This is a genomic window from Natrinema sp. CGMCC1.2065, from assembly GCF_051225675.1.
Lineage (GTDB): Archaea > Halobacteriota > Halobacteria > Halobacteriales > Natrialbaceae > Natrinema > Natrinema thermotolerans.
Window position 1 is genome coordinate 92,458 of sequence record NZ_JBPJSJ010000012.1, and the last position, 23,070, is coordinate 115,527.

Annotated in this window: 20 protein-coding genes; 12 read left to right on the forward strand and 8 right to left on the reverse strand. The window is 66.3% G+C overall.

From position 1 onward, the window contains the following. Nucleotides 1–2 precede the first annotated feature (2 nt). Nucleotides 3–1,907 (reverse strand): 2-oxoacid:acceptor oxidoreductase subunit alpha, encoded by a 1,905-nt coding sequence (locus tag ACSBP4_RS13360; RefSeq protein ID WP_435552498.1) that lies wholly within the window; start codon nt 1,905–1,907, stop codon nt 3–5. A gap of 226 nt (nt 1,908–2,133) precedes the next feature. After that, a complete protein-coding gene (locus ACSBP4_RS13365; RefSeq protein ID WP_006649298.1) occupies nt 2,134–2,919 on the reverse strand; it encodes a PHP domain-containing protein in 786 nt (261 codons plus the stop codon). 208 nt (nt 2,920–3,127) lie between these two features. On the opposite strand from ACSBP4_RS13365, the gene ACSBP4_RS13370 reads away from it, so the two are divergent. The 9 genes from ACSBP4_RS13370 to ACSBP4_RS13410 all read left to right on the forward strand — a co-directional run bounded on the left by ACSBP4_RS13370 (nt 3,128) and on the right by ACSBP4_RS13410 (nt 14,473). Then, nucleotides 3,128–3,784, forward strand: a complete 657-nt coding sequence (locus ACSBP4_RS13370; RefSeq protein WP_435552499.1) for a lactate utilization protein — start codon at nt 3,128–3,130, stop codon at nt 3,782–3,784. Nucleotides 3,785–3,970: 186 nt separating this feature from the next. Beyond that, complete coding sequence (locus ACSBP4_RS13375; RefSeq protein ID WP_435552500.1) at nt 3,971–4,468, forward strand: ubiD operon protein; 498 nt, start codon at nt 3,971–3,973, stop codon at nt 4,466–4,468. Next, complete coding sequence (locus ACSBP4_RS13380; RefSeq protein ID WP_435552501.1) at nt 4,465–5,967, forward strand: UbiD family decarboxylase; 1,503 nt, start codon at nt 4,465–4,467, stop codon at nt 5,965–5,967. The genes ACSBP4_RS13375 and ACSBP4_RS13380 overlap by 4 nt, the downstream gene beginning before the upstream one ends. Next, complete coding sequence (locus ACSBP4_RS13385) at nt 5,964–7,361, forward strand: prenyl carboxy-lyase (RefSeq protein ID WP_435552502.1); 1,398 nt, start codon at nt 5,964–5,966, stop codon at nt 7,359–7,361. Before ACSBP4_RS13380 ends, ACSBP4_RS13385 begins: the two co-directional genes overlap by 4 nt. A gap of 186 nt (nt 7,362–7,547) precedes the next feature. Next, complete coding sequence (locus ACSBP4_RS13390; protein WP_435552503.1) at nt 7,548–9,230, forward strand: acyl-CoA synthetase; 1,683 nt, start codon at nt 7,548–7,550, stop codon at nt 9,228–9,230. 48 nt (nt 9,231–9,278) lie between these two features. Beyond that, nucleotides 9,279–10,445 carry an acyl-CoA dehydrogenase family protein gene (locus ACSBP4_RS13395; RefSeq protein WP_373631112.1) on the forward strand — a complete coding sequence of 389 codons (1,167 nt, stop codon included), beginning with the start codon at nt 9,279–9,281 and terminating at the stop codon, nt 10,443–10,445. 2 nt (nt 10,446–10,447) lie between these two features. Next, nucleotides 10,448–12,220: an acetyl/propionyl/methylcrotonyl-CoA carboxylase subunit alpha gene (locus ACSBP4_RS13400; RefSeq protein WP_435552504.1), complete on the forward strand. Its 1,773-nt coding sequence runs from the start codon at nt 10,448–10,450 to the stop codon at nt 12,218–12,220. 5 nt (nt 12,221–12,225) lie between these two features. Next, a complete protein-coding gene (locus ACSBP4_RS13405) occupies nt 12,226–13,980 on the forward strand; it encodes an acyl-CoA carboxylase subunit beta (protein ID WP_435552505.1) in 1,755 nt (584 codons plus the stop codon). Nucleotides 13,981–14,008: 28 nt separating this feature from the next. Next, nucleotides 14,009–14,473 (forward strand): MaoC family dehydratase, encoded by a 465-nt coding sequence (locus ACSBP4_RS13410; protein ID WP_006649306.1) that lies wholly within the window; start codon nt 14,009–14,011, stop codon nt 14,471–14,473. A gap of 31 nt (nt 14,474–14,504) precedes the next feature. Here the strand turns inward: ACSBP4_RS13410 and ACSBP4_RS13415 are convergent, their stop codons facing one another. Both ACSBP4_RS13415 and ACSBP4_RS13420 read right to left on the reverse strand, forming a co-directional pair. Beyond that, complete coding sequence (locus ACSBP4_RS13415; protein ID WP_435552506.1) at nt 14,505–15,227, reverse strand: methyltransferase domain-containing protein; 723 nt, start codon at nt 15,225–15,227, stop codon at nt 14,505–14,507. Between the two features lie 47 nt (nt 15,228–15,274). Beyond that, complete coding sequence (locus ACSBP4_RS13420) at nt 15,275–16,102, reverse strand: HpcH/HpaI aldolase/citrate lyase family protein (protein WP_435552507.1); 828 nt, start codon at nt 16,100–16,102, stop codon at nt 15,275–15,277. A gap of 193 nt (nt 16,103–16,295) precedes the next feature. On the opposite strand from ACSBP4_RS13420, the gene ACSBP4_RS13425 reads away from it, so the two are divergent. Further along, nucleotides 16,296–16,589 carry a PadR family transcriptional regulator gene (locus ACSBP4_RS13425; RefSeq protein ID WP_049964735.1) on the forward strand — a complete coding sequence of 98 codons (294 nt, stop codon included), beginning with the start codon at nt 16,296–16,298 and terminating at the stop codon, nt 16,587–16,589. 75 nt (nt 16,590–16,664) lie between these two features. Here the strand turns inward: ACSBP4_RS13425 and ACSBP4_RS13430 are convergent, their stop codons facing one another. Together ACSBP4_RS13430 and ACSBP4_RS13435 are read right to left on the reverse strand one after the other, a co-directional pair. After that, nucleotides 16,665–16,997, reverse strand: coding sequence for a hypothetical protein (locus ACSBP4_RS13430; protein ID WP_006181118.1), 333 nt, complete (start codon nt 16,995–16,997; stop codon nt 16,665–16,667). Nucleotides 16,998–17,187: 190 nt separating this feature from the next. After that, complete coding sequence (locus ACSBP4_RS13435; protein WP_049964736.1) at nt 17,188–18,000, reverse strand: polyprenyl synthetase; 813 nt, start codon at nt 17,998–18,000, stop codon at nt 17,188–17,190. Nucleotides 18,001–18,319: 319 nt separating this feature from the next. On the opposite strand from ACSBP4_RS13435, the gene ACSBP4_RS13440 reads away from it, so the two are divergent. Next, a complete protein-coding gene (locus ACSBP4_RS13440; protein WP_435552508.1) occupies nt 18,320–18,916 on the forward strand; it encodes a TetR/AcrR family transcriptional regulator in 597 nt (198 codons plus the stop codon). Nucleotides 18,917–18,940: 24 nt separating this feature from the next. Here ACSBP4_RS13440 and ACSBP4_RS13445 read toward each other — a convergent pair whose 3' ends face one another. Continuing rightward, entirely contained in the window at nt 18,941–19,366 is a 426-nt protein-coding gene (locus ACSBP4_RS13445; RefSeq protein ID WP_006649311.1) for a zinc ribbon domain-containing protein, read from the reverse strand. 96 nt (nt 19,367–19,462) lie between these two features. Continuing rightward, nucleotides 19,463–20,491, reverse strand: a complete 1,029-nt coding sequence (locus ACSBP4_RS13450; RefSeq protein WP_006649312.1) for an LLM class flavin-dependent oxidoreductase — start codon at nt 20,489–20,491, stop codon at nt 19,463–19,465. Between the two features lie 323 nt (nt 20,492–20,814). On the opposite strand from ACSBP4_RS13450, the gene lonB reads away from it, so the two are divergent. Further along, nucleotides 20,815–22,971, forward strand: a complete 2,157-nt coding sequence (lonB, locus tag ACSBP4_RS13455) for an ATP-dependent protease LonB (RefSeq protein WP_049964739.1) — start codon at nt 20,815–20,817, stop codon at nt 22,969–22,971. The last annotated feature ends 99 nt before the right edge of the window (nt 22,972–23,070 follow it).

The following is a 23,070-nucleotide window of genomic DNA, read 5'->3' on the forward strand; positions in this document are numbered from 1 at the left end:
TGTCAGTCACCTGCAGCGGGTTCGATTCGTACCTGTGCGGTCGGTTCGCGGTCCTCCTCGGCGAGGTTGACCTCGTAGCCCTCGACGATTTCGGCGGGCTCGAAGGGGTTACCGTTGTACTTCAGCAGGCTCGTGAGCTTCTCGCCGAACCGACCAAGCTCCTTCTGGAGCAGGCCGCGGAACTGCGCCGTGGCGTTCATCTCGACGACCATCGCCTCGTCGACGCTCTCGAGGAACTCGGTCACCTCTTTCTCGGGGAACGGCACCATATCGGAGACGCTGAGCCCCTTCACGGAGTGGCCGTTCTCGTTGAGTCGCGCGACGGCCTCCTCGACGGCGCCCTGTGAGGAGCCCCACGTGATGACGCCGTAGTCGGCCGTCTCGTCGCCGAAGTAGGTCTGGGTGGACTCGCGTTCCTCGTCGAGTTCGCGGCGGATGGACTCGAGTTTCTCGAGGCGGCGGTCCATCTGGGCGACGCGGTTGTCGGGGTCCTCGCTGATGTGGCCGACCGGGCTGTGTTCGTTGCCGGTCGCGAGGAAGCGCCCGCCCTTCTGGCCGGGGATCGAGCGCGGCGCGACGCCGTTCTCGGCGTCCTCGTAGTTGAACCGCTTGAACTTCCCGGAGTTGTCGTGGGCGGCCTCCCGGAGTTCGTCCTCGGTCAGCGTCGAGCCCAGGTCCGGCGAGACCTCGCGGTCGAAAAAGTCGACATCGACGTTGGTGTTCTCGCCGGAGAGCTTCTGGTCGTAGATGACGATCGCCGGGATCTGGTAGTCCCAGGCGATGTCGAAGGCCAGTCGCGTCTGCTCGTAGGCTTCCTCGATGGTGCCGGGCGCGAAGACGACCCGCTGGGAGTCGCCCTGGCTCGTGTAGAGGACGTGTTCGAGGTCGGCCTGTTCGGGCTTGGTCGGCATCCCGGTCGAGGGGCCGGCCCGCATCGACTCGACGAGGACGACCGGCGTCTCGGTCATCTCGGCGAGCCCGAGCGGTTCGCTCATCAGCGCGAAGCCGCCGCCGGAGGAGCCGGACATGGCCTTGACGCCGGCGTGGCTCGCGCCGACGGCCAGCGCGGCCGCGGCGATCTCGTCCTCGACCTGCTCGGAGACTCCGCCCATGTCGGGGAAGTTCTGCGCGAGGATGGTGAACACGTCCGTCCACGGCGTCATCGGGTAGCCGGCGATGAACCGACAGCCCGCGTCGATCGCGCCGTAGGCGATCGCGTTCGAACCCGACAGCAGCGCCTGTTCGGCGTCGTGAGAGCCCTCGGGGGCCCGCAGGTCGTGTTCGAACTCGTACTCCTCCCGCGTCGTCTCGTAGGCCTCGTGGAGGATCTCGAGGTTGGCCTCGAGGACGTCGCCGCCCATCGCGTCGGACATCAGGTCCTCGATGTGATCGAGGTCCATGTCCAGCAGGGCGGCGGTGACGCCGACGCCGGCGGTGTTGCGCATGACCTCGCGACCGTGTTCGCGTGCGAGTCCGCGCAGGTCCATCGGGAAGACGTGCCAATCGTTTTCCTCGGCGCGCTCGTGGAGATCGATCGCCTCGACGTCCTCCTCGCTGATGAGGCCCTCGTCGTAGACGATGATCCCGCCCTCGCGAAGCTCGTCTAAGTTCTCCGAGAGGGGCTTGATCTCCTCGTTGCCGTAGTAGGCTTCCTCCTGGGGGTTGCGGGCGAAGGAGTCACCCAGCGAGAGCAGGAAGTTATAGCCGTCGCCGCGTGACTGTACCTCATGGTCCGCGGCTCGGATCTCGACGTAGGTGTGGCCGCCGCGGATCCGCGACGGATAGTGGCGGTGGGTAAATACGTCGAGCCCCGAGCGCATCAGCGCCTTGGCGAAATTCTGGCTCGTCGAGTCGATCCCGTCGCCGGAACCGCCCGCGATTCGCCAGATGAGTTCATCGTCGCTCATAGTGGATCAGTGGCCGATGATCGACCGTATCCTCGAGTTTGCTCCACGCGACCTAAAGACTTTGCTATAGATTACCAAGGATCTTTCGTGAAGAATGGACGTACATTGAAGAATATGTATGAACGATCATTACGATAGCCAGGAACCCGTTGCTGTTCGTCACATTCGATCGGGAACGAGTGTATCGTTTCTCGGCGTTGAAGCAGACGTGACGGCTCCCGTCGATTCACGCGTCGGTCCCGAGCCCGTCCGGGTCGACTGCCTCGAGACCCCATTCGTCGAGGAAGTCCTCGAGGAAGGCGGCTCGATCGGGGAGTTCGTCGGGGTGGTGGGAGTCGGTGCCGACGGTGACGGCCACGTCGTGGTCGCGGAGAACGGTGAGGAACCGCTCGGCGGGATGGACGACCCCGGCGTCGGAAAGCGCCCGCCCGGCGTTTACCTCCGGCACCGTTCGCGAGTCGGCAAGTGCCCGCGCCACGCGCCGGTAGTGGGCCTCGGTCGCCCGCCCCCGGAGCGGCGGCGTCCGCTCGAGCAGGTCGACGTGAGCCGCGATATCGAACAGTTCCGACTCGACGAGCGCGACCAGCCGGTCGAAGTACTCGTCGACGACCGCGTCGCGTTCGGCGTCGGACATCGCCGCGAAGTGTGACGCGACCTGGACGTTGTTGCCGTCGACGGCGTGGACGCTGCCGATCGCGTATTCGAACCCCGCCTCCGAGAGGAAGGCGTCGATGGCCGCCTCGTCGCGCGGATCGTAGTCCATCTCGACGGCGTCGTAGATCTCGAGGTCGAACGCCTCGCGCAGTCGCTCGATCCCCCGACGGCGGCGCTCGTAGGTGAGATCGAGGTTGAAGCCGTAGACCCCCCGCATCGACTCGGGCCGCTCGCGCGAGGCCACGTTGCAGTGGTCGGCGAACCCGATGCCGTCGAGACCGGCCGCCTCGGCCGTCCGAACCATCGATCGAAGGAAGTCTCCGTCCGAGTAGTTCGAGTGAACGTGAAAGTCCCGCATACGTCGCCGACCACGGGTGACGTGTTAGTCGTTTTGCTTATTGGCGGTATTCGGCCCGGTAATTCGTGATTGGGCCCAGCGTGTGGCACTCGCGGACGGCAGTGCGGGCCGACCGAACGACGAAGTAACACCGGTGTAATCAGCTAACACCGGTATCCGCGAACACTTACGGTGATCTCGGCCCCAGACGAACGTACGGCAACGACACATGTCACAACGAAAACCGGACTACGTAGACGACACCGAGATCGACGCGACGCTCGACGAACTGCCGACCGACGAGGCCATCGAGGCGACCGTCGACAACCTCGAGGCGAACGGCTTCGAGGTCGTCGTCACCGACTCGGCCGCGGAGGCCCTCGAAGCGGTCCAGTCGCGGATCCCCGCCGGCGCGTCGGTCATGAACGGCCACTCCACGACGCTCGAGGAGATCGGGTTCGCCGACTACCTCTCCGAGGGCGACCACGAGTGGGAGAGCCTGGCCGACGACATCTGGAGCATCGACGACGACGCGGAACGGCAGGCCGCCCGCCGCGAGTCCCAGACCGCCGACTACTTCCTCGGCGGCATCAACGCGATCGCCCAGACCGGCGAACTCGTCGCGGCCGACCGCTCGGGCAGCCGGATCGGCGCGTACCCCTTCGCCGCGAGCAACGTCGTGATCGTCAGCGGCGCGAACAAGATCGTGCCGACGCTCGACGACGCGCTCGACCGCCTCGAGTCGGTCGCCTATCCCCTCGAGAACGAACGGGCACAGGAGGCCTACGGCGTCGAGTCCGCCATCGCCAAACAGCTCATCTTCCGACAAGAACTCGAGGACGATCGGACGACCGTCGTCCTCGTCCGCGAGCAGCTGGGCTACTAGCGTCCCGATCGGGACGAGTGCGTCCGGTCCCGCGGGGCTCCGACCGCGTCCTCGCGCGGCCGCCGGCTCCCGTTGCGAACCTCGTTTCCGCCCGCCGAACGCGCCTCCGGACGAGAAAGAGCATAAGGACCACTGGCACGTGACCCCACGAACGTGGGTCGTGGAAACGATACGCGACGGGAGGCCATGTCAAACCAGTACATCACGGCAGCGGAACATCTGCCCGACGAGGAGCGGACGGAAACGAAACTCCAGATAACCGACGCGGAGACGAAGCGGATCTTCGAGGCGCGGGTCCGGATCGCGAACGATCCCGACGAACTCACGGATCCACGGCCGCTGACCGTCGTCGCCGGGCCACACGAGAGCGTCAGCGAGGAACGGTACGTCGAACTCATCGACGAGATCGACGCGGCGGGGATCAACGAGGACCTCCTGCGCCGGCTCGCGGCGGACCAGGAATCGACCTCGAACATCGTCAACACCCGGTCCGACGATCTCAACGTCATCCTCCGGTATCTCGTCGAATCCGGCCAGTACGACTCGACCGCCGAGGCGCTTCGCGAGATGGCGTTTCAGTATCTCGCGGCGAACCGCCCCGCGTTACTCGACGCCTACGAGACCGTCCGGACCGAGTTCGAGGACGATCCGCTCCGCCGCGCCCGCTCGGAAAACGAGCCATGACGGTGGATTCGTTCCGGGGATTCCTCCAGTGCCTCGACGAGGCGGACGCCCTCGTCTCGTTCGACGAGCCGGTCTCGTGGGACCTCGAGGCGAGCGCGATCACGACGATCGCAAACCGGTCCGACGGCGACGTCCCGGTGTTCGAGTCGGTCACGGAGACAGCGGTTGACGCGTCGCTCGTCGGCGATCCGTACCGGGGGCCCCGAAACCGACCGTGGGATCACCTCGCCCGGGCGATCGGGCTGCCGACCGGCCTGTCCGGTGGGGCGTACTACGAGCGGCTCATCGACCGACTCCGATCACCTCGAGAGCCGCGAGTCCTCGAGCGCGACGCGGCGCCCTGCAAGGACGTCGTTCGGACCGGCGACGACGTCGATCTCCTGTCGCTCCCGTGGCCGTACATCCATCGGGGCGATGGCGGGCGGTACTCGAACCTCCACACCGTCGTCGCACCGGACCCGGAGACGCGGTGGGGCCGCTGGTCGAGCCATCGGCTGATGATCCACGACGGGCCGTTCGCCAGCCTGCTGTTTCTGGCGGGAGAACAGGTACCCAACCGGTATTATTACGACTACGAGCCGCGAGAGGAACCGATGCCGGTGGCGGTCGTCATCGGTGCCGAGCCGGTCGTCCAGTCGACGACGGAGATGTGGATCCCGGCGGGGCGGAGCGAAGCCACCTTCGCGGGCGGCATGAAAGACCGACCCGTCGACCTCGTTCCGTGTGAGACGAACGACCTGTACGTCCCGGCGACGGCGGAGGTCGTCCTCGAGGGCCGTGTCCTCCCGAACGAACGACTCGACGAGGGGCCGTTCGGCGATTACTTCGGATATATGAACGGACCGCGGCGATCGATGCCCGCGTTCGCGATCGACGCGATAACCCGCCGGACGGAGCCGCGGGTCCCGTTTTGCGTCGAAGGGACCGGCGTGGGATACGGGCGAAACTCCGGCAGCACGCTCCAACTCGCCGCGGCCGGCCCGGATGCGACCCTCGGACTGCAGGCCGCCGGCTTCGACGTCGAGTCGGCCGTGCCGTGGCGCTTTACCTCCCGGACCGTCTGGGTTATCTCGACGGACCGTCCCTATCCGGGCTATCTCCATCAACTGGCCAACTTCGTGTTCACGACCTGGGGGATGCTCCACATCGATTTCTTCGTGTTCGTCGACGCCGACGTCGACCCGTTCGACCCGCGGGCCGTGCTGACGGCGATCGCGCTGGACGCCGACCCGGACGCGGACTTTCACCAGTTCGGCGTCGAACGGATGCCCAAGGTCCCGCTCAACATCTACCAGACGCCCGAGGAGAAAGGCAGCGCCGACGTGGGGACCTCGAAAGCCAAGACCGCGAAGGCGTACATCGACGCGACCAGTGACGGGGAACGGGCGAACGAGACGGCCGACGACGACCGTCGGAAACGGGCCCAGGAGCGACTCGTCACCGCGGGCATGTCGGCGGCGCGGTTCGACCTGCTCGAGGCGGAGGGGAAGCGGCGATGATCCCGTTCGCACAGTACGTCCAGGGGCTGGCGAGCAACGACGAGTTGCTGACGCTCGAGGGCCCGTTCGAGGTGCCGCCGCCCGTCATCGCGGCGGAGGCCCTCCGTGCGAACGGCCCGGCGATCCGGTACGAACGGACCGACGGCGCCGATCTCACCAGCGGTGCGTTCAGCGGCCCCGACCAACTGCAGCGACGCGAGTCGGCCCCGTGGTCGCGGCTGGCGCTGGGTCTGGGACTGGACCCCGAGGCGTCGTTCGTCGCCGTCCTCGAGACGATCACGCGGCTGGGGCCGGCCGGCGATCGGCCGGAGCCGACCTACGACAGGCGGGCGGCCGCACGCACCATCGATGGGATACGGCAACTGGCCCTGCCGCGCGATGCCGACGATGTCTGGCCCGCCCTGACGCTCGGCGTCGCGTCGGTATCGACGGCGGCGGGGACCCACTGGGCCCCGGTTCACGGTGCCGTTATCGGCGACGACACGCTCCGGGTACGGACGCCCGCGGCGCTGTCGTCGCTGCTCGACGGCGGGACGGTGTCGGTCGCCCTCGGCGTCCCACCGGCGGCCGTGACGGCGGCCTACCTGCTCGCCGTCAGGGACCGCCTCGAGGTCCCGATCCAGGACTGTGGCGTCGCCGAACGCGTGTCGCTCGTCCCGACGAACGGCGGGCTCGTCCCGAGCGCGACCGAGGTCGTGATCGAGGCGGCGGTCGACGATCGCCATCCCGACTCCCGGTCGGACCGACGCGAAGCGTGGGAGTACGGCACCGAGAGTACGTCGATGGCGCTGTCGGTCGAACGGATACTCGCGACCGAGGACCCGGTACTTCCCTTTTCACCGCTCGAGCGGCCGCTGTCGGACGACCTGCAGCTGACGGGACTGGTGACGGCGGCGACGCTGTACGACCGCATCGACGACTACTGGGGGATCTCGCCCGTCGAGTGGGTGCTGGTGCCGGCGGCGGCCGAACTCGGGATCTGTGTCGTTGCGACGAACGTTCTCTACGCCGGATTCGAGTGGCAACTCGCCAACATTCTCTTTGCGTTCTCGTCGCTGTTCGATACGGTCATCGTCGTCGACGACGACGTCTCGCCGCGGGACCTCGGCCGCGTTCTCGGCGATATCTGGGTCAAAGCACATCCGTCTCGAGACTGGATCTTCAGCGAACCGTCGGCACCGATGGCGGACCGGCCTCGGTATCGCCGGGACGGGGAGACCGGCTCCCGGCTGTACGTGAACGCGGCGTGGGATCCGCGGTGGGACGACGCGTATATCGCGCCGCGAGTCGCGTTCGACCGGTCGTTCCCGGCGTCCGTTCGCGACGACGCTCGACGGTTGTGGGACACGCGTCACGACGGGGCGGCCGACGACGAGAACCGCGACGGCGCGTAGGACGAGGAGGACGTTTTCAGTCGATAAAAACACATATCTAAACGGATGTGCTGAAAACAGGACCGTTTACGCATGACTGACTCGATGAAACTCACCTCGGCGTAACAGTTCCCTCTACGATGTGTCTATTAGCATCGCATAATTTACCGATACTATTATATCGGGAAACGGGATCCGGGGCGGTGTATGGTGTCCAGCCACAACCTCTCGGACTACGAGGCCGAACGGGATCAGTTCTCGTGGGACGAGATCTACGCGGAAGCCGACTGGGACGCACCGACGGACCTGAACATCGCCCACGAGACCGTCGACCGACACGCCGCCGACCGCGAGAAGGTCGCGCTCTATCAGGTCGACACCGACGGCGAACTCACGAAGACGACCTTCTGGGAACTGGCCGACCGCTCGAGCCAGTTCGCGAACGTCCTCGAGGAACTCGGCGTCGAGCGGGGCGATCGCGTGTTCTCGTACATGCCACGGATTCCGGAACACTACGTGGCGATGGTCGGCACGCTGAAACGGGGGGCCGTCTGGGGGAGCGTCAACGAACGCTTCGGGCCGGACGGGATCTCGTACCGGCTCGACGATTGCGACGCGAAGGTCCTCGTGACGACGACCGACAACCGCGAGACGGTCGCGGACGCCCTCGCGGACGCGCCGTCGGTCGACCACGTCATCACCGTCGACCGCGGCGGCGGCGCGCCCGCCGACGACGTCGTGTTCAACACGGCACTCGACGGCGCGAGTACGGACTACGAGGCCGCCGATACCGGCGGCGAGGACGACGCCTTGCTGTACTACACGTCGGGGACGACCGGGCTGGCCAAGGGCGTCCGACACAAGCAGCGCTGGGTGGCCGGCGTGGCGGCGACCCAGAAATACGCCGTCGACCTCCAGCCCGGCGACCTCTACTGGAGTACCGGTGACCTGGGTTGGCTGACCGGCGTAATCAACACGCTCGGGGCCTGGTACTGGGGCGCGTCGCTGTTCACCTACGAGGGCGAGTTCGATCCGGCGGAGTGGGCCGAACTGCTCGACGAGTACCCGATTACCGTCCTGTTCTCGGTGCCGACGGCCTACCGGATGCTCCGCGAAAAAGAGGAGTTACTGGCGGACGTCGACCTCGACTTACGGCACGCGCTCTCGATCGGCGAGCCGCTCAGCGCCGGCGTCGTCGAGTGGGGCGAGGACGAACTCGGCGTCACCATCCTCGACACGTACGGCCAGACGGAGACGGGCAACATGATCATCAACAACTACCCCACGATGGAGCTGCGGCCCGGCTCGATGGGCAAGCCCCTGCCGGGCATCGAGGCCGACATCGTCGACCCCGAGACCGGGGCCGTCCTCGAGCCCGGGGAGACGGGCGAGATCGCCCAGCGCGGCGACTACCCTTGCTTCTTCGCCGAGTACTGGAACAAACCGGAGAAGACCGCGTCGTGTTTCGTCGACGGCCCCGAGGGAGAGTGGTACCTCTCGGGCGACCTCGCACACAAGGACGAGGACGGGTACTTCTGGTTCGAGGGACGGGCCGACGACGTCATCCTCTCCTCGGGCTACCGGATCGGCCCGTTCGAGGTCGAGAGTTCGCTGGGCGAACACGCGGCCGTCGCCGAGGCGGCCGTCGTCCCCAAGCCCCACACGGAGCGGGGCAACATCGTGAAGGCCTACGTCGTGCCAAGCGAGGGGACGACGCCGTCCGAAGACCTCAAAGAGGACATCAGGACCCACGTGCGCGACGAACTCTCGGCCCACGAGTACCCCCGCGAGATCGAGTTCCGCGAGGAACTGCCGAAGACGGTCACGGGGAAGATCCGCCGAACCGAACTGCAAGACGACGCGGAAGAAGAGTCCGAGGCGTCGCCGTAAGCGACCCGCCCTCGAGACGCCCCGATCACGAGCGATCTATCCCACAACATGAATTTCGAATCTACCGACGAACGTGCGATGATCCGGTCGACCGCGGAGGCGGTCGCGGCCGAATACGGACCGGAGTACTGGCGAGAAAAAGAAGCGGACGGCGAGTTCGCACAGGAGTTCTGGGACGAACTCGCGGAGGCCGGGTTCCACGGCCTGTTGGTTCCGGAGGAGTACGGCGGTGCCGGCATGGGCATGCAGGAGATGGGCCTGGCGATGGAGACGCTCTGTGCCGAGGGCTGTGGCATGGCCGGGACCTGGTATCTGGTCCTTACCGCGGGGATGGCCGCTGTTGGCATCCGCGAGAACGGGACCGAGGCCCAGAAGGAGCGGTACTTACCCGATATCGCCGCCGGCGAGCGAAACTTCTCGATCGGCATCACCGAGCCCGAAGCGGGAACGAACACGCTGAACGTCGCCACGCGCGCGGAGAAAGACGGCGACGAGTACGTCCTCAACGGCAACAAGGCGTGGATCACCTTCGCCGACCGGGCGGACAACATGATCCTCGTCACCCGGACGACCCCGCGGGCGGACGTCGACCGTGGCACCGACGGCATCAGCCTGTTCATCGTCGATATGGACGACCCCGGGATCGACGTCTCACCGATCCCCAAACACGGCATCAACTACTCGAAGTCCTGTGAGGTGTTCATCGAGGACGTTCGCGTCCCCGAGGAGAACCTGCTCGGGGCGGAAGACGAGGGCTGGTGGGCGCTGCTCGATATGTTGAACCCCGAGCGCCTCGGCTTCGCCGCGGCCGGGACGGGGATCGGGAAACTGGCCGCCGACACCGCCATCGAGTACGCCACCGACCGCGAGGTGTTCGGTGCCCCGGTCGGTAGCCACCAGGCCGTCTCGTTCCCCATCACCAAGGCCTACGCGCGGATGGAAACGGCCGCGCTCATGCGCGAGAAGGCCGCCTGGCTCTACGACCAGGGCGAGGAGTGTGGCTACGAGACGAACGTCGCGAAGGCGACGGCCGTCGAGGCCGGCATCGAAGCCGTCAAGCAGTCGATGCAGGCGTTCGGGGGCTGGGGCTACGCGAAAGAGTACGACGTCGAGCGCTGGTGGCGCGAGATCAACCTCACGAGACTCGCACCGGTCTCCCAGCAGATGGCCTACAACCACATCGGCCAGGAACTCGGCTTCCCCAAATCCTACTGACCATGTTCGACAAAGTCCTCGTCGCCAATCGCGGCGAAATCGCGGTCCGCGTGATGGCAGCGTGCGAAGAACTCGGTATCGGGACGGTCGCCGTCTACAGCGACGCCGACCGCGACGCCGGCCACGTCGAGTACGCCGACGAGGCCTACAACGTCGGCCCGGCACCGGCCAGCGAGTCGTACCTCGACCAGGAGACGATCGTCGACGTCGCCGACCGGGCCGGCGCGGACGCGATCCACCCCGGCTACGGCTTCCTCGCGGAGAACGCCGACTTCGCCCGTCGCGTCGAAGCGACCGACGGGATCACGTGGGTCGGCCCGCCGAGCGACGCGATGGAGACGCTCGGCGAAAAGACGAACGCTCGAACCGTCATGCAAGCGGCCGACGTCCCGGTCGTCCCCGGAACGACTGAGCCCGTCGCCGACGCCGACGAAGTGCGATCACTGGGCGAGGAGTACGGCTACCCCATCGCGATCAAGGCCGAAGGCGGCGGTGGCGGCCGCGGCATGAAGATCGTCCGCAGCGAGGCCGAAGTCGATGACGCCCTCGAGAGCGCCCGACGCGAGGGCGAGGCCTACTTCGACAACGACTCGGTCTACGTCGAGAAGTACCTCGAGTCGCCCAAACACATCGAGGTCCAGGTACTCGCCGATCGGCACGGCAACGTCCGGCACCTCGGCGAGCGCGACTGCTCGCTGCAGCGCCGCCACCAGAAGGTCATCGAGGAGGCCCCCAGTCCGGCGCTCGACGACGACCTGCGCGACGAAATCGGCGAGGCCGCCCGGCAGGGCGTCCGCGAGGCCGGCTACACGAACGCCGGGACGGTCGAGTTCCTCGTTGAAGACGGCGAGTTCTACTTCATGGAGGTGAACACGCGGATCCAGGTCGAACACACCGTCACCGAGGAAGTAACCGGAATCGACATCGTCCGGTGGCAGCTCCGGGTCGCCGCCGGCGAGGAACTCGCGTTCGACCAGGCCGATGTCGAGATCGACGGCCACGCGGTCGAGTACCGCATCAACGCCGAGAACCCGGCCGCCGACTTCGCGCCGACCCCCGGAAAGCTGACGACCTACAGGCCACCGGCGAGCATCGGCGTCCGCCTCGACCACGCGGTCGCGCAGGGCGACGAGATCGGCGGCGACTACGACTCGATGATCGGGAAGCTGATCGTCAGCGGCGACGACCGCGACCACTGTCTCGAGCGCTCGAAACGCGCGCTCGAACACTTCGCCGTCGACGGCGTCCACACGACGATCCCGTTCCACCGGCTGCTGCTCGACGACGAGAACTTCGTCGCCGGCGATCACACGACGACGTATCTCGACCGGGAACTCGATGACGACGCGCTCGCGGCGGCCGTCGATCGCTGGGGCTCCGCGACGGCAACCGACGGGAACGGGTCCACGGCGACGACGACCGAGGTCACCGTCGAGGTCGACGGCCGACGGTTCGACGTCGTCATCGAGGACGGCGCGTCGCAGGCGACGGCCGACCGCACCGAGACGGGAGCCACTCCCGGCGGTGGGGCCGCGGGCGGGGACGACGCCGAACTCGCCGCTGCCGGGGCCGTCACCGCCGAAATGCAGGGGACCATCCTCTCGGTCGCCGTCGAGGAAGGCGACGAGGTCGCGGCCGGCGACGTTCTCTGTGTCCTCGAGGCGATGAAGATGGAGAACGACGTGGTCGCCAGCACCGGCGGGACGGTCCGGTCGGTACCGATCTCGGCGGGCGACTCCGTCGACATGGGCGACACCCTCGTGACACTGGAGTGATACCGATGCGAGTCAAAATCACAAGCGACACGACCGACGCGCAGGCGCGGGCCATCGCCGAAGCGATGGCGTCGAAGTACCGGGAGGACGTCACCGTCGTCGACGACGACGGCGAGGAACTCGGCAGTGCGTCCTACGACGGTGGGACCGACGAACCGGCCGACCCCGAGCCCGAACCGGAACTCGGACCGACGGCCCGTGAGGAGGCGCTGCTGGCGGAGATCGACGAGATCCTCGCGGGCGGCCCCGAGAAGTACAAGGATCAGCTGCCCGACCAGGGGAAGCTGTTCGTCCGCGACCGGATCGATCTCTGGTTCGGCGACGACTTCCTCTTCGAGGACGGGAAGTTCGCCGCGTTCGACGACTGGCATCCGGACGGTGCAAACACCGACGCGGACGACGACGACCGGCTGCCGGCCGACGGCCTGATCACCGGCGCCGCCGAGTTCGAGGGCCGCGACGTCCACTTCATGGCCAACGACTACACGGTCAAACGCGGAAGCATGGCCGCGAAAGGCGTCGAGAAGTTCCTCCGGATGCAACAACGGGCCCTGAAGACCGGGAAGCCGGTGTTGTACCTGATGGACTCCTCGGGCGGCCGGATCGACCAGCAGACCGGCTTCTTCGCCAACCGCGAGGGCATCGGAAAGTACTACTACAACCACTCGATGCTCTCGGGCCGGGTACCCCAGATCTGCGTCCTCTATGGCCCCTGTATCGCCGGCGCGGCCTACACCCCCGTCTTCGCGGACTTTACGGTCATGGTCCGGGACGTGAGCGCGATGGCCATCGCCAGCCCGCGCATGGTCGAGATGGTCACCGGCGAGCAGATCGATCTCCAGGAACTGGGCGGGCCGGACGTCCACGCCGCCCACTCCGGGAGCGCGGACCTCATCGCCGACGACGAGGAACACGCCCGGAAACTGGTCGCGAAACTCATCGGCTATCTCCCGAACAACAGCGACGAGACCCCGCCCCGAACGGACGGGCAGGCACCCGCCGCCTCGCCCGAGGGGATCGACGCCGTCGTCCCCCAGGAACCCAACAAGGGCTACGACATGTTCGACGTCATCGACCGGATCGTCGACGCGGGGTCGACGCTCGAGTTACGTTCGGAGTACGGGCCGGAGATCATCACCGCCTTCGCCCGGATCGACGGCCGGCCCATCGGGATCGTCGCCAACCAGCCCGCACACCGGGCTGGCGCGATCTTCCCCGATGCCGCCGAGAAGGCCGCCGAGTTCATCTGGACCTGTGACGCCTACGATATCCCCTTGCTCTACCTCTGTGACACGCCCGGCTTCATGGCCGGCTCACAGGTCGAGAAAGACGGGATCTTGGAACAGGGCAAGAAGATGATCTACGCCACCTCCTCGGCGACGGTGCCGAAACAGTCGGTGGTCGTCCGCAAGGCCTACGGCGCGGGTATCTACGCGATGTCCGGTCCCGCCTACGATCCCGAGAGCGTCATCGGGCTTCCCTCCGGCGAGATCGCGATCATGGGCCCCGAGGCGGCGATCAACGCCGTCTACGCCCGCAAGCTCGCCGAGATCGACGACGAGGACGAACGCGAACGGATGGAGCGGGAACTCCGCGAGGAGTACCGCGAGGACATCGACGTCCACCGGATGGCCAGCGAGGTCGTCATCGACGAGATCGTCCCGCCGAGCGACTTGCGGGAGGAACTCGAGGCCCGCTTTGCCTTCTACGAGACCGTCGAGAAGGACCTGCCCGATAAGAAACACGGCACCGTCCTCTGATTACCCTTCGAACGTTTCACAACCACCAATGACAGGACGCTACTACGAGGAGTTCGAGGTCGGCGAGACCATCGAACACGAGAAGCGACGGACGATCAGCGAACGCGACAACCAGCAGTTCTGCGATATGACGATGAACCAGCAGCCGCTGCATCTCGACGCCGAGTTCGCTGCGGAAACGCAGTTCGACGGGCGGCTGGTCAACGGGCTCTACACGATGAGTCTGGCCGTCGGGCTCACGATCCCCGACACCACCGACGGCACGATCGTCGCCAACCTCTCCTACGACAACGTCGAGCATCCGAACCCGGTCTATCACGGCGATACGATCCGGGTCCAGTCGACGGTCACCGACAAGCACGAGACCAGCGACGGCGAGCGCGGCATCGTCACCATGCACGTCGAAGCGTTCAAAGTGAACGATCCGGAGGAGCCGCTGGTCTGTGAGTTCGACCGGACCGCGCTCTCGCTGAAACGCGAACACGCCGACTGACATCCCCCTCGGCGTGAACGCCGGGAAGACATCAGTCGGCGACGCCGACGATCCAGCGCCACCGCTGTTCGACGGTGCCCTCGAGGTCCGCGAGCAACTCGCGGGCCCGCGCGACGCGCTCCTCGGCGGCGAGTTTCGGGTAGAGCCGCGCCGCCATGGCCGGAATCGCGTGGAAGCGCCGCACGTCCGCTGCCGTCGTCGCGAACCGCCACGTCCCCGTCGTGACCGTGAACTCCTCGGCGAGCGCAGCCACGACCGCGTCGGCACCCGTCGGCGATCGCGACTCCCGCTCGAGGGCCGCGAAGACGTCCCGTCCGTCGGCGTCGACCCAGCCAAGCGGCGCGACGGCACCGACGACTCCACCCGGCCGCAGGACGCGGGCGGCTTCCCGCGTCGCGACCGCGGGATCCGGGACCAGAAAGAGCGACGCGGTAAACGCGACGGCGTCGAACGAGCCCGCGGCGAAGGGCAGGTGATCGAAATCGGCTTCGACCCGCGGCGCGCCCTCGAGTTCGCGCAGCATCTCGCGGCTGATATCCAGCGCGACCGTTCGCCGCGCCCGCTCGGCGAAGACGCGCGTACTCACGCCCGTGCCGGCACCGGCGTCGAGGACGGCGTCGACGGGGCCGTCCGCTTGAGCCGACAGCTCGGCGGCCAACAGCTTCGCGAGTGCGGTGAACCGACCGGTGCGTTGCTCGTAGGCGTCGTACGCGGAGACGCTCTCGTCGAAGTTCGTCCGGACGGCGGCCTTCATCACGTCCAATGGCCGGTGGGAAACACCTATTCCTATCGGTCGAGGGCTCACTCCACCTGCTCGGCACGCTCGAGGATGCGTTCGGCCTGTGCGATAAGCGGCGCATCGATCATCTCGCCGTCGACTTCGAACACGCCCGCGTCCGTCCGGTCCCGGACGTCGAGAACGCGTTCCGCCCACTCGACGTCGTCGTCGCTCGGCGTGAAGGCGTCGTTGATGACCGGGACCTGCGCGGGATGGATCGCGATCTTCCCGTCGTACCCGAGCCGCGCGGCAAAGGCCGTTTCGTCGCGAAGTCCGTCCGTATCCGTAAAGTCCGTATAGACGGTATCGATAGCGTCGACGCCGGCGGCGCTGGCCGCGAGAACTGTCCGCTCTCGAGCGTACAACACCTCCGTTCCCTCGCTCGTCCGCGTCGCGCCGATGTCCGCCGCGAGGTCCTCGGCACCGAACAAGAGTGCGTCGGTCGCGGCGGCCGTGGCGATCTCGTCGGCCCGGAGGACGCCCGCGGCGGACTCGATCAGCGACAGGACCGGGAGATCGGCATCGTATTCGTCGAAGAGGCGCTCGACCGTTCGGACGTCGGCTGCTGACTCCGTTTTCGGGAGCATCACGCTGTCCGGACGCGGTCCCTCGAGGATCGCCTCGAGATCGGTCGCGGCCGACGTACCGACCGGATTCACGCGAACGCAGCGTTCGGGCTCGGCCGCGCCGTCGGCGAGGACGTCGCGAACGGCCTCGCGTGCGGCCGCCTTGTCGGCCGGTGCGACCGCGTCCTCGAGGTCGAAGACGACGACATCCGCCTCGCTCGTGGCCGCTTTCCGCATGATCTCGGGTTCGTCTCCCGGGGCGAACAGAACGCTTCGGCGAACCATACATACTGTTGGTAGTTCTCCCGATTAAGCGGTGTGGTTCGTCATCCCAAGAAAAGCGGTATCGTACCGATCGCCGTCCGCTCGGTCGACCGGTCGCGAGCGAGCCCCGACTCGTCGGTTGTGGATCTGTACCAATTGGACACACCGGATCTCGTTCCGCGGTTCTTATACGCGACCCGACCAAAGCTCGGACATGTACGATCTCACGGGCTTTCAGCGTGACCTGCTGTACGTGATCGCCGGACAGGACGAGCCGCACGGACTCGCGATCAAGGACGAACTCGAGACCTACTACGAGAAGGAGATCCACCACGGGCGACTCTATCCGAATCTCGACGACGTCGTCGAGAAGGGTCTCGTCGAGAAGGGCGAACTCGACCAGCGGACGAACTACTACACGATCACGGCGCGCGGGCGGCGCGAACTCGAGGCGCGTCGGGAGTGGGAAGACCAGTACGTCGAGGCGTTGCTCTCGGAGTCGGAGTGAGAACGGCCGCTATCGCCGCATCGATATCCGGACTCAGCTCCCGGCCATCTCTCCGGACGACGGGTGCAGCGGGAACTACGCCTCGTCAAGTACTTGCCCCCACAGTCCGGGCAGCTCGTCGATGCGTTGCCAGCCGGCCGCCTCGTCGACGTCGTCGGCGACGACGGTGATCTCGTCGAAGTACTCCTCGAGGACCGCGCCCCGCTCCATCGCCAGCGGCGGCGTACAGTAGTCCTCCTCGATCCACACCGCCTCGCCGGTCGTCGGATCGAAGCGTGCGTTCTCGAGGGCCGTCGTCATCGCACGGCCGAACGGGTCCAACTGCTCGATATCGCCGTCGTCGAGCCGGTCGCGTAACTCGGGGAGTCGCTCGCGTTTCGGCCGAGCGCGCACGAATCGGTGTGCCATGTGTTTACGGATGGGTTTATCGGCGATAAACCCCGAGATCGTTCCGGTGGGTTGACCGGCGAAAGCGAGACCGTGCCGGTACCGGCGCGAGTTCTCTCATCGGTTCGTGTCGCTGTTCGGCCCGATACTGACACGACGATTATACAACCGCCTGCGCTGTCATTTCCGGGGCGACGGGAAGCGGTGGCAGTCAGTGGAGTTCCGGGTCGGTCGGGACGTTTCGACCGAGAAATTCGCGAAGGGAGTCGACGTCCGCGGTCGACGAGAGGGTCCGAAGCGCTCGAGTCGCGTCCGCGTGTTGGGCCCGTGCGTACCGACGCAGTTGCCGGTCGTCACGGACTCGGGGGCCGGGACGGGACGACACCGTGTCGGTTGCAACGTCGTCTCGGATGCGCCGTTCGACACTGCCGCCGCGTCCAACCGTTTCGAAGCGACCTCGCTGCCGGTCGTCGACAGCCGCAAGCGTCGCGCCGATATCGGCCGCACCGCGACCGAGCGCACCCGCCGTTCCGTCGACGAACGACCGGTACGCCGCCGGCGTCGGCTGCGAGTCGAAATCCGCGTCGGCGAGCGTTTCGACGAGTCGCTCCGACACGGTTGCGAGGCGCTCGATGCACGCCCCTCCCGCCGTTCCCTCGAGCGATCCGAGCATCGAATACGCTGCCGTCTGGAGGTAGTCGGCGGCCAGTAACGCCGCGTTCGACTCCCACGCCACTGCTTCGGTTCCCGGCGTGTCGAGCCTGGCTAGCAACCGTTCCCGAAGGAGCGAGTAGCCCCGGAACAGCTCCATCGCGGTCGCAGCCCGGAGTATCGACGGCGAGTCCGGCGCGTCCGTGACCGAGTTCGCGACGAGCGCGACGAGCTGTCCGTACCACCGATCGTCCCGGTCGACGACGGCCGTCCGCGCCGGCAGCAGGTAGTCGCCACGCGCGGTTTCGAGCGTCCCCTCGAGTCGCTCGTCGATCGCGTCCCGACGTTCGCTGAGCGAGAGTTCACGAGTCATCGACGGTCGGTCTCCGACCGGGTCGCGGTCATCGCGGGAACACCGACGTCCGTTTCGGACGGCACCGTCGCCGACGTCACGAGCCCGTCCCGCGTTCGATGCCTACTGTACGAACTCTCGGCTACTGCATCGGTATCCATGTCGTTCCGTGTTCCTGACTATTAACCAGTTAGTCAAAAACGTTCGGGAACAGTATCGACTCGAGAGGGGCGTTCCGGAGCCGAGATCAGACAGACTCACGTGGGGGAGTCGGAACGACCCGCGACGGGCTAACGAGCAGGTCACAACTGTTATCCGCCGCCCGACCGACACTCGAACAATGGCAAAGTCGCCAACTGAGCCGGTCTCCGACCCGAACGAGGAGATCATGCGTGCGACCTATCGCGCGCTTCGCGAACACGGATACGCCGACCTCACGATCCAACGGATCGCCGACGAGTACGGGAAGTCGACGGCCGCGATCCACTACCACTACGACACCAAAGAGGACCTGCTCGCGGCGTTTCTGGATTACGTCCTCGATCGGTTCAAGGACACCGTCCACGAGGTCGAAACGACGGATCCGGAACGGCGACTCGACAAACTGCTCGACAAACTGCTCGTCGAGCCCGAAGACCACCAGGACTTACTCGTCGCGATCCTGGAGATGCGGAGTCAGGCACCGTACAAGGACCGGTTCAGCGACCGGTTTCGGCAGAACGACGAGTACGTGCGGTACCTGCTTCGCACGGTGATCGACCAGGGGATTCAGGACGGCGTCTTCGTCGACGTCGACACCGAACACGTCGCACGCGCGCTCATGACGATCGTCGACGGGGCCCGAACTCGAGCGGTCGTCCTGGACGAAGACTGTGCGCTTACAACGGCGAGACGGACCGCCGACGAGTACGTAACGAGCGTTCTTCTGGAAGGCTGAGCGCGTCGATCGGTATCTGTGCCCTCAGCGATCCTCGGGCGTCGACTCTCGATCGGCGTTCTCGACCGCTCTCGTACACCAGTGACAGAACTCGAGGTCCGGATCGAGTTCGTTTCCGCAGTGGGGACAGTCAGTCGTTTCCGTCTCGGACGACGGTGACGGGGGCGTCCTCGTCTGCTGTGTGTACGCGAGCAGGTACGCGTCGACGGTACTGAGTCCCACGACGAGAAGCATCGGTGCGACGGCAAGCAGTGTCTCCGTGGTTCCGTTCCCGGCCAGCAACGCGTCGATCGCTGCCGGATCGACGAACGCGGCGGACACGCCGAACGAAACGACGATCCAGCCAAGCGCACGGCGCAGCCGTCGGAGGTACAGGTGCCCGAGCCCGGTGGCGAGCGCCGCGAGCAGTGCTGCGAGCCACGGTCGCTTCTGGGATATCGACTTGGGCATACACTTACTAACCGGTTAGTATCGCATAAGTCTTCGTTTCTCTCACACCGTCGGCCCTTCTCGGACGAGTGATCAGGGACCGTTCGGAACGGGCCCTCAACGAGCCGTGAGGCCGACGCCGTCGGCCAGTAGTTCGTGCGAACGGAGCGCGACGTCGTGATCGGGGACGACGTGCTGGATCATCACCTCGTCGACGCCGACGCGATCGGCGAGTTGCTCTAGGAGGCCTGCAACCGTATCCGGACTCCCGGAGATCGCACGCGGCCACTCGTCGGCATCGAGCGTCGCAGGCGTCGGCTGTGGGACGCCGCCGAGTTCGTCGATGGCGTCCTCGATCGACGGTCTCGTCCCGATTTCGCCGCGTTGCATCCGCTTGTACGTCGCCTCGGCGACCGCTCGGATCCGCGCCGCCGCTTGGTCCGTTTCGGCACAGACCGCGTTCACCGCGAGCATCCCCTGTGGCTCGTCGAGTCCGTCGGCCAGCCGCGACGACTGGAAGTGATCGCGGTAGGCCTCGAACGATCGCGTGGCGAGTTGCGGCCGAATGAACGCCGCGAAACAGTATCGCAGGCCGAGTTCACCGGCGATCGCCGCACTGGACGGACTCGAGCCGAGGACCCATGGAACCGGCTCGGCGTCGCCCGAGCGCGGTATCTCGAGGTCCGCGTAGGCGTGTCCCTCGGGATAGTCGTCGTAGAGGTGATCGACGACGGCCTTGATCTTCTCGGTGTGGTCCTCGTCGGGGTTCTGCACGCGTCGCTCCGTGCCGAGGGCGCGGTCGGCGGCCGGCGAGCCGTTCGCCCGCCCGAGACCCGCGTCGATACGGCCCGGCGCGAGCGCGTCCAGCGCGCCGAACTGTTCGGCGACCTTGAACGGGCTGTAGTGGTTGAGCAGGACCGCACCGGAGCCAAGGCGGATCGCGTCGGTTTCCGCGGCGAGATGGCCGAGCAAGACTTCGGGTGCGGTGCCCGCGATCCTGGTCGCCATGCCGTGGTGTTCGGCGACCCAGAACCGTGAGTAACCGAGCCGCTCGGCCTGTCGGGCGGCCTCGACGGTGTTCGCGTAGGCGTCGGTTGCGGTACCGTCGTCTGGGACCGGAGAGAGGTCTACGGCGGAGAGTTCCATACCGATCCTCGGAGACTGTGAGACATAACGGTTCGGTTAGCAGTACGTCTGTACGCGACCGGATGCCACCGCACCACCGCCCCGCTGTACCGTCGTCGGAGCCGGTTCGTATCGGTGCCCAGTTCACGTCCGCCCGGTCGGACCCGTTCGCAGACATCGCTCGGGAACGGCACCCCTCCGGCGTCTGCACGGACCGGAACCCACCTGCCGGAACTGCCGTCTGTAGTCGTCGTATCGGCCGCTCGAGGCGATCGCTCGCAACTATCACGTGGAGAAAGTATATCAGTCGCAGTCCCCTCGGGTCGGATACTGAACGGAGTTTTATGAGTGAGAATACGAACGGCGGCGATCCTCCCGAAGACGCCTCGGAGCCCGCTCCGACCGACGAGCGACCCGAGGAGCCCGCCGAGCGTCAGGGAGATCGATCGTCGCCCGAGGACGAGAGCGGCCGTCGTGACAGCGCCGACGATCCGATCGACGGGGTCGACCCGTCGTCCGACGAGGACGACGACCTCGAGACGGTCGAGGACCTCGGCAGCACGGTCGAGGTCGATCCCGGCGTCGAGGTCGACGAGGAGATCGCCGAAGACGACCTTCTCGGTGGACTGAAGATCGATACCACCGAGGACATCGAGGTCCCGGATCGGCTCGTCGATCAAGTCATCGGCCAGGACGAAGCACGCGATATCATCATCAAGGCGGCCAAGCAGCGCCGCCACGTCATGATGATCGGCTCGCCAGGGACCGGCAAATCGATGCTGGCCAAGGCGATGAGTCAACTGCTGCCCAAGGAAGACCTCCAAGACGTTCTGGTCTATCCCAACCCCGACGACGAAAACGAGCCGAAAGTTCGGACCGTTCCCGCCGGCAAGGGCGATCAGATCGTCGACGCTCACAAGGAGGAAGCCAGCAAGCGAAACCGGATGCGATCGATCCTGATGTGGGTCGTCATCGCAGTGATCCTCGCCTATACGATTCTGTCGGGATCCTCGCTCCTGCTTGGCCTCCTCGCGGCGGGCGTCATCTGGTTTATCTTCCGGACGCTGGGCCAGGGCTCGGACGCGATGGTACCGAACCTGCTGGTCAACAACGGCGATCAGCGCGTCGCGCCCTTCGAGGACGCGACGGGTGCCCACGCCGGCGCCTTGCTGGGCGACGTCCGCCACGACCCCTTCCAGTCCGGCGGCATGGGAACGCCGAGCCACGAGCGGGTCGAACCCGGGTCGATCCATCAGTCCAACAAGGGCGTGCTGTTCCTCGACGAGATCAACACGCTCGATATTCAGACCCAGCAGAAGCTGATGACGGCGATCCAGGAGGGCGAGTTCTCGATCACGGGCCAGTCCGAGCGCTCCTCGGGCGCGATGGTCCAGACCGAACCCGTCCCCTGTGACTTCATCATGGTCGCTGCGGGGAACTTAGACGCCATGGAGAACATGCACCCCGCGCTGCGCAACCGGATCAAGGGGTACGGGTACGAGGTCTACATGGACGACACCATCGAGGACACCCCCGAAATGCGGCGCAAGTACGCCCGCTTCATCGCTCAGGAGGTCGAACGCGACGGGCGTCTCCCCCACTTCACCGACGACGCCGTCGAGGAACTCATCCTCGAGGCCAAGCGTCGCTCGGGTCGCAAGAACCACCTCACGCTGCACTTCCGAACCCTTGGTGGACTCGTCCGTGTCGCGGGTGACATCGCCCGCGCCGAGGACCGAGAACACACGACTCGAGACGACGTACTCCGGGCCAAGGACCGCTCGCGCTCGATCGAGCAACAGCTCGCCGACGACTACATCGAGCGCCGCAAGGACTACGAACTGCAGGTCACCACGGACGGCGTGGCGGGCCGGGTCAACGGTCTCGCCGTCATGGGCGAGGACTCGGGCATCATGCTCCCGGTCATGGCCGAGATCGCCCCCACGCAGGGCGGCGGTCGGGTGATCGCCACCGGCCAGCTCAAGGAGATGGCCGAGGAGTCGGTCCAGAACGTCTCCGCGATCATCAAGAAGTTCTCCGACGTCGACCTCTCGGAGAAGGACATCCACATCCAGTTCGTTCAGGCCGGCGAAGGCGGCGTCGACGGCGACTCCGCCTCGATCACCGTGGCGACCGCCGTCATCTCCGCGCTCGAGGACATCCCGGTCGATCAGTCGGTCGCGATGACCGGCTCGCTGTCGGTCCGCGGCGACGTGTTGCCGGTCGGTGGGGTCACCCACAAGATCGAGGCCGCCGCCAAGGCCGGCTGTACCAAGGTCATCATTCCCGAAGCGAACGAACAGGACGTGATGATCGAAGACGAGTACGAGGACATGATCGAGATCATCCCCTGCTCGAACATCAGCGAAGTTCTCGACGTCGCCCTGATGGGCGAACCCAAGAAGGACTCGCTGGTCGCCCGGCTCAGGTCGATCACCGGCACCGCGTTCGAACAGGAGGCCGTCGGCTCCGCCAGCGGCTCGAGTCCGAGCCCGCAGTAACCGACTAACGGCGCTCGGCCGACGAAACCGCCGTCGCTTCTCAATTTTGCCGTCCGCGTCTTCGACGCGAGTGGGGGCCGACAGTGCTTTCGATCCGAT

Bases quoted from the DNA above. Each gene is read 5' to 3' on its own strand.
- ACSBP4_RS13360 (WP_435552498.1), bottom strand. From the start codon at position 1,907: ATGAGCGACGATGAACTCATCTGGCGAATCGCGGGCGGTTCCGGCGAC.
- ACSBP4_RS13365 (WP_006649298.1), bottom strand. From the start codon at position 2,919: ATGCGGGACTTTCACGTTCACTCGAACTACTCGGACGGAGACTTCCTT.
- ACSBP4_RS13370 (WP_435552499.1), top strand. From the start codon at position 3,128: ATGTCACAACGAAAACCGGACTACGTAGACGACACCGAGATCGACGCG.
- ACSBP4_RS13375 (WP_435552500.1), top strand. From the start codon at position 3,971: ATGTCAAACCAGTACATCACGGCAGCGGAACATCTGCCCGACGAGGAG.
- ACSBP4_RS13380 (WP_435552501.1), top strand. From the start codon at position 4,465: ATGACGGTGGATTCGTTCCGGGGATTCCTCCAGTGCCTCGACGAGGCG.
- ACSBP4_RS13385 (WP_435552502.1), top strand. From the start codon at position 5,964: ATGATCCCGTTCGCACAGTACGTCCAGGGGCTGGCGAGCAACGACGAG.
- ACSBP4_RS13390 (WP_435552503.1), top strand. From the start codon at position 7,548: ATGGTGTCCAGCCACAACCTCTCGGACTACGAGGCCGAACGGGATCAG.
- ACSBP4_RS13395 (WP_373631112.1), top strand. From the start codon at position 9,279: ATGAATTTCGAATCTACCGACGAACGTGCGATGATCCGGTCGACCGCG.
- ACSBP4_RS13400 (WP_435552504.1), top strand. From the start codon at position 10,448: ATGTTCGACAAAGTCCTCGTCGCCAATCGCGGCGAAATCGCGGTCCGC.
- ACSBP4_RS13405 (WP_435552505.1), top strand. From the start codon at position 12,226: ATGCGAGTCAAAATCACAAGCGACACGACCGACGCGCAGGCGCGGGCC.
- ACSBP4_RS13410 (WP_006649306.1), top strand. From the start codon at position 14,009: ATGACAGGACGCTACTACGAGGAGTTCGAGGTCGGCGAGACCATCGAA.
- ACSBP4_RS13415 (WP_435552506.1), bottom strand. From the start codon at position 15,227: ATGAAGGCCGCCGTCCGGACGAACTTCGACGAGAGCGTCTCCGCGTAC.
- ACSBP4_RS13420 (WP_435552507.1), bottom strand. From the start codon at position 16,102: ATGGTTCGCCGAAGCGTTCTGTTCGCCCCGGGAGACGAACCCGAGATC.
- ACSBP4_RS13425 (WP_049964735.1), top strand. From the start codon at position 16,296: ATGTACGATCTCACGGGCTTTCAGCGTGACCTGCTGTACGTGATCGCC.
- ACSBP4_RS13430 (WP_006181118.1), bottom strand. From the start codon at position 16,997: ATGGCACACCGATTCGTGCGCGCTCGGCCGAAACGCGAGCGACTCCCC.
- ACSBP4_RS13435 (WP_049964736.1), bottom strand. From the start codon at position 18,000: ATGACTCGTGAACTCTCGCTCAGCGAACGTCGGGACGCGATCGACGAG.
- ACSBP4_RS13440 (WP_435552508.1), top strand. From the start codon at position 18,320: ATGGCAAAGTCGCCAACTGAGCCGGTCTCCGACCCGAACGAGGAGATC.
- ACSBP4_RS13445 (WP_006649311.1), bottom strand. From the start codon at position 19,366: ATGCCCAAGTCGATATCCCAGAAGCGACCGTGGCTCGCAGCACTGCTC.
- ACSBP4_RS13450 (WP_006649312.1), bottom strand. From the start codon at position 20,491: ATGGAACTCTCCGCCGTAGACCTCTCTCCGGTCCCAGACGACGGTACC.
- lonB (WP_049964739.1), top strand. From the start codon at position 20,815: ATGAGTGAGAATACGAACGGCGGCGATCCTCCCGAAGACGCCTCGGAG.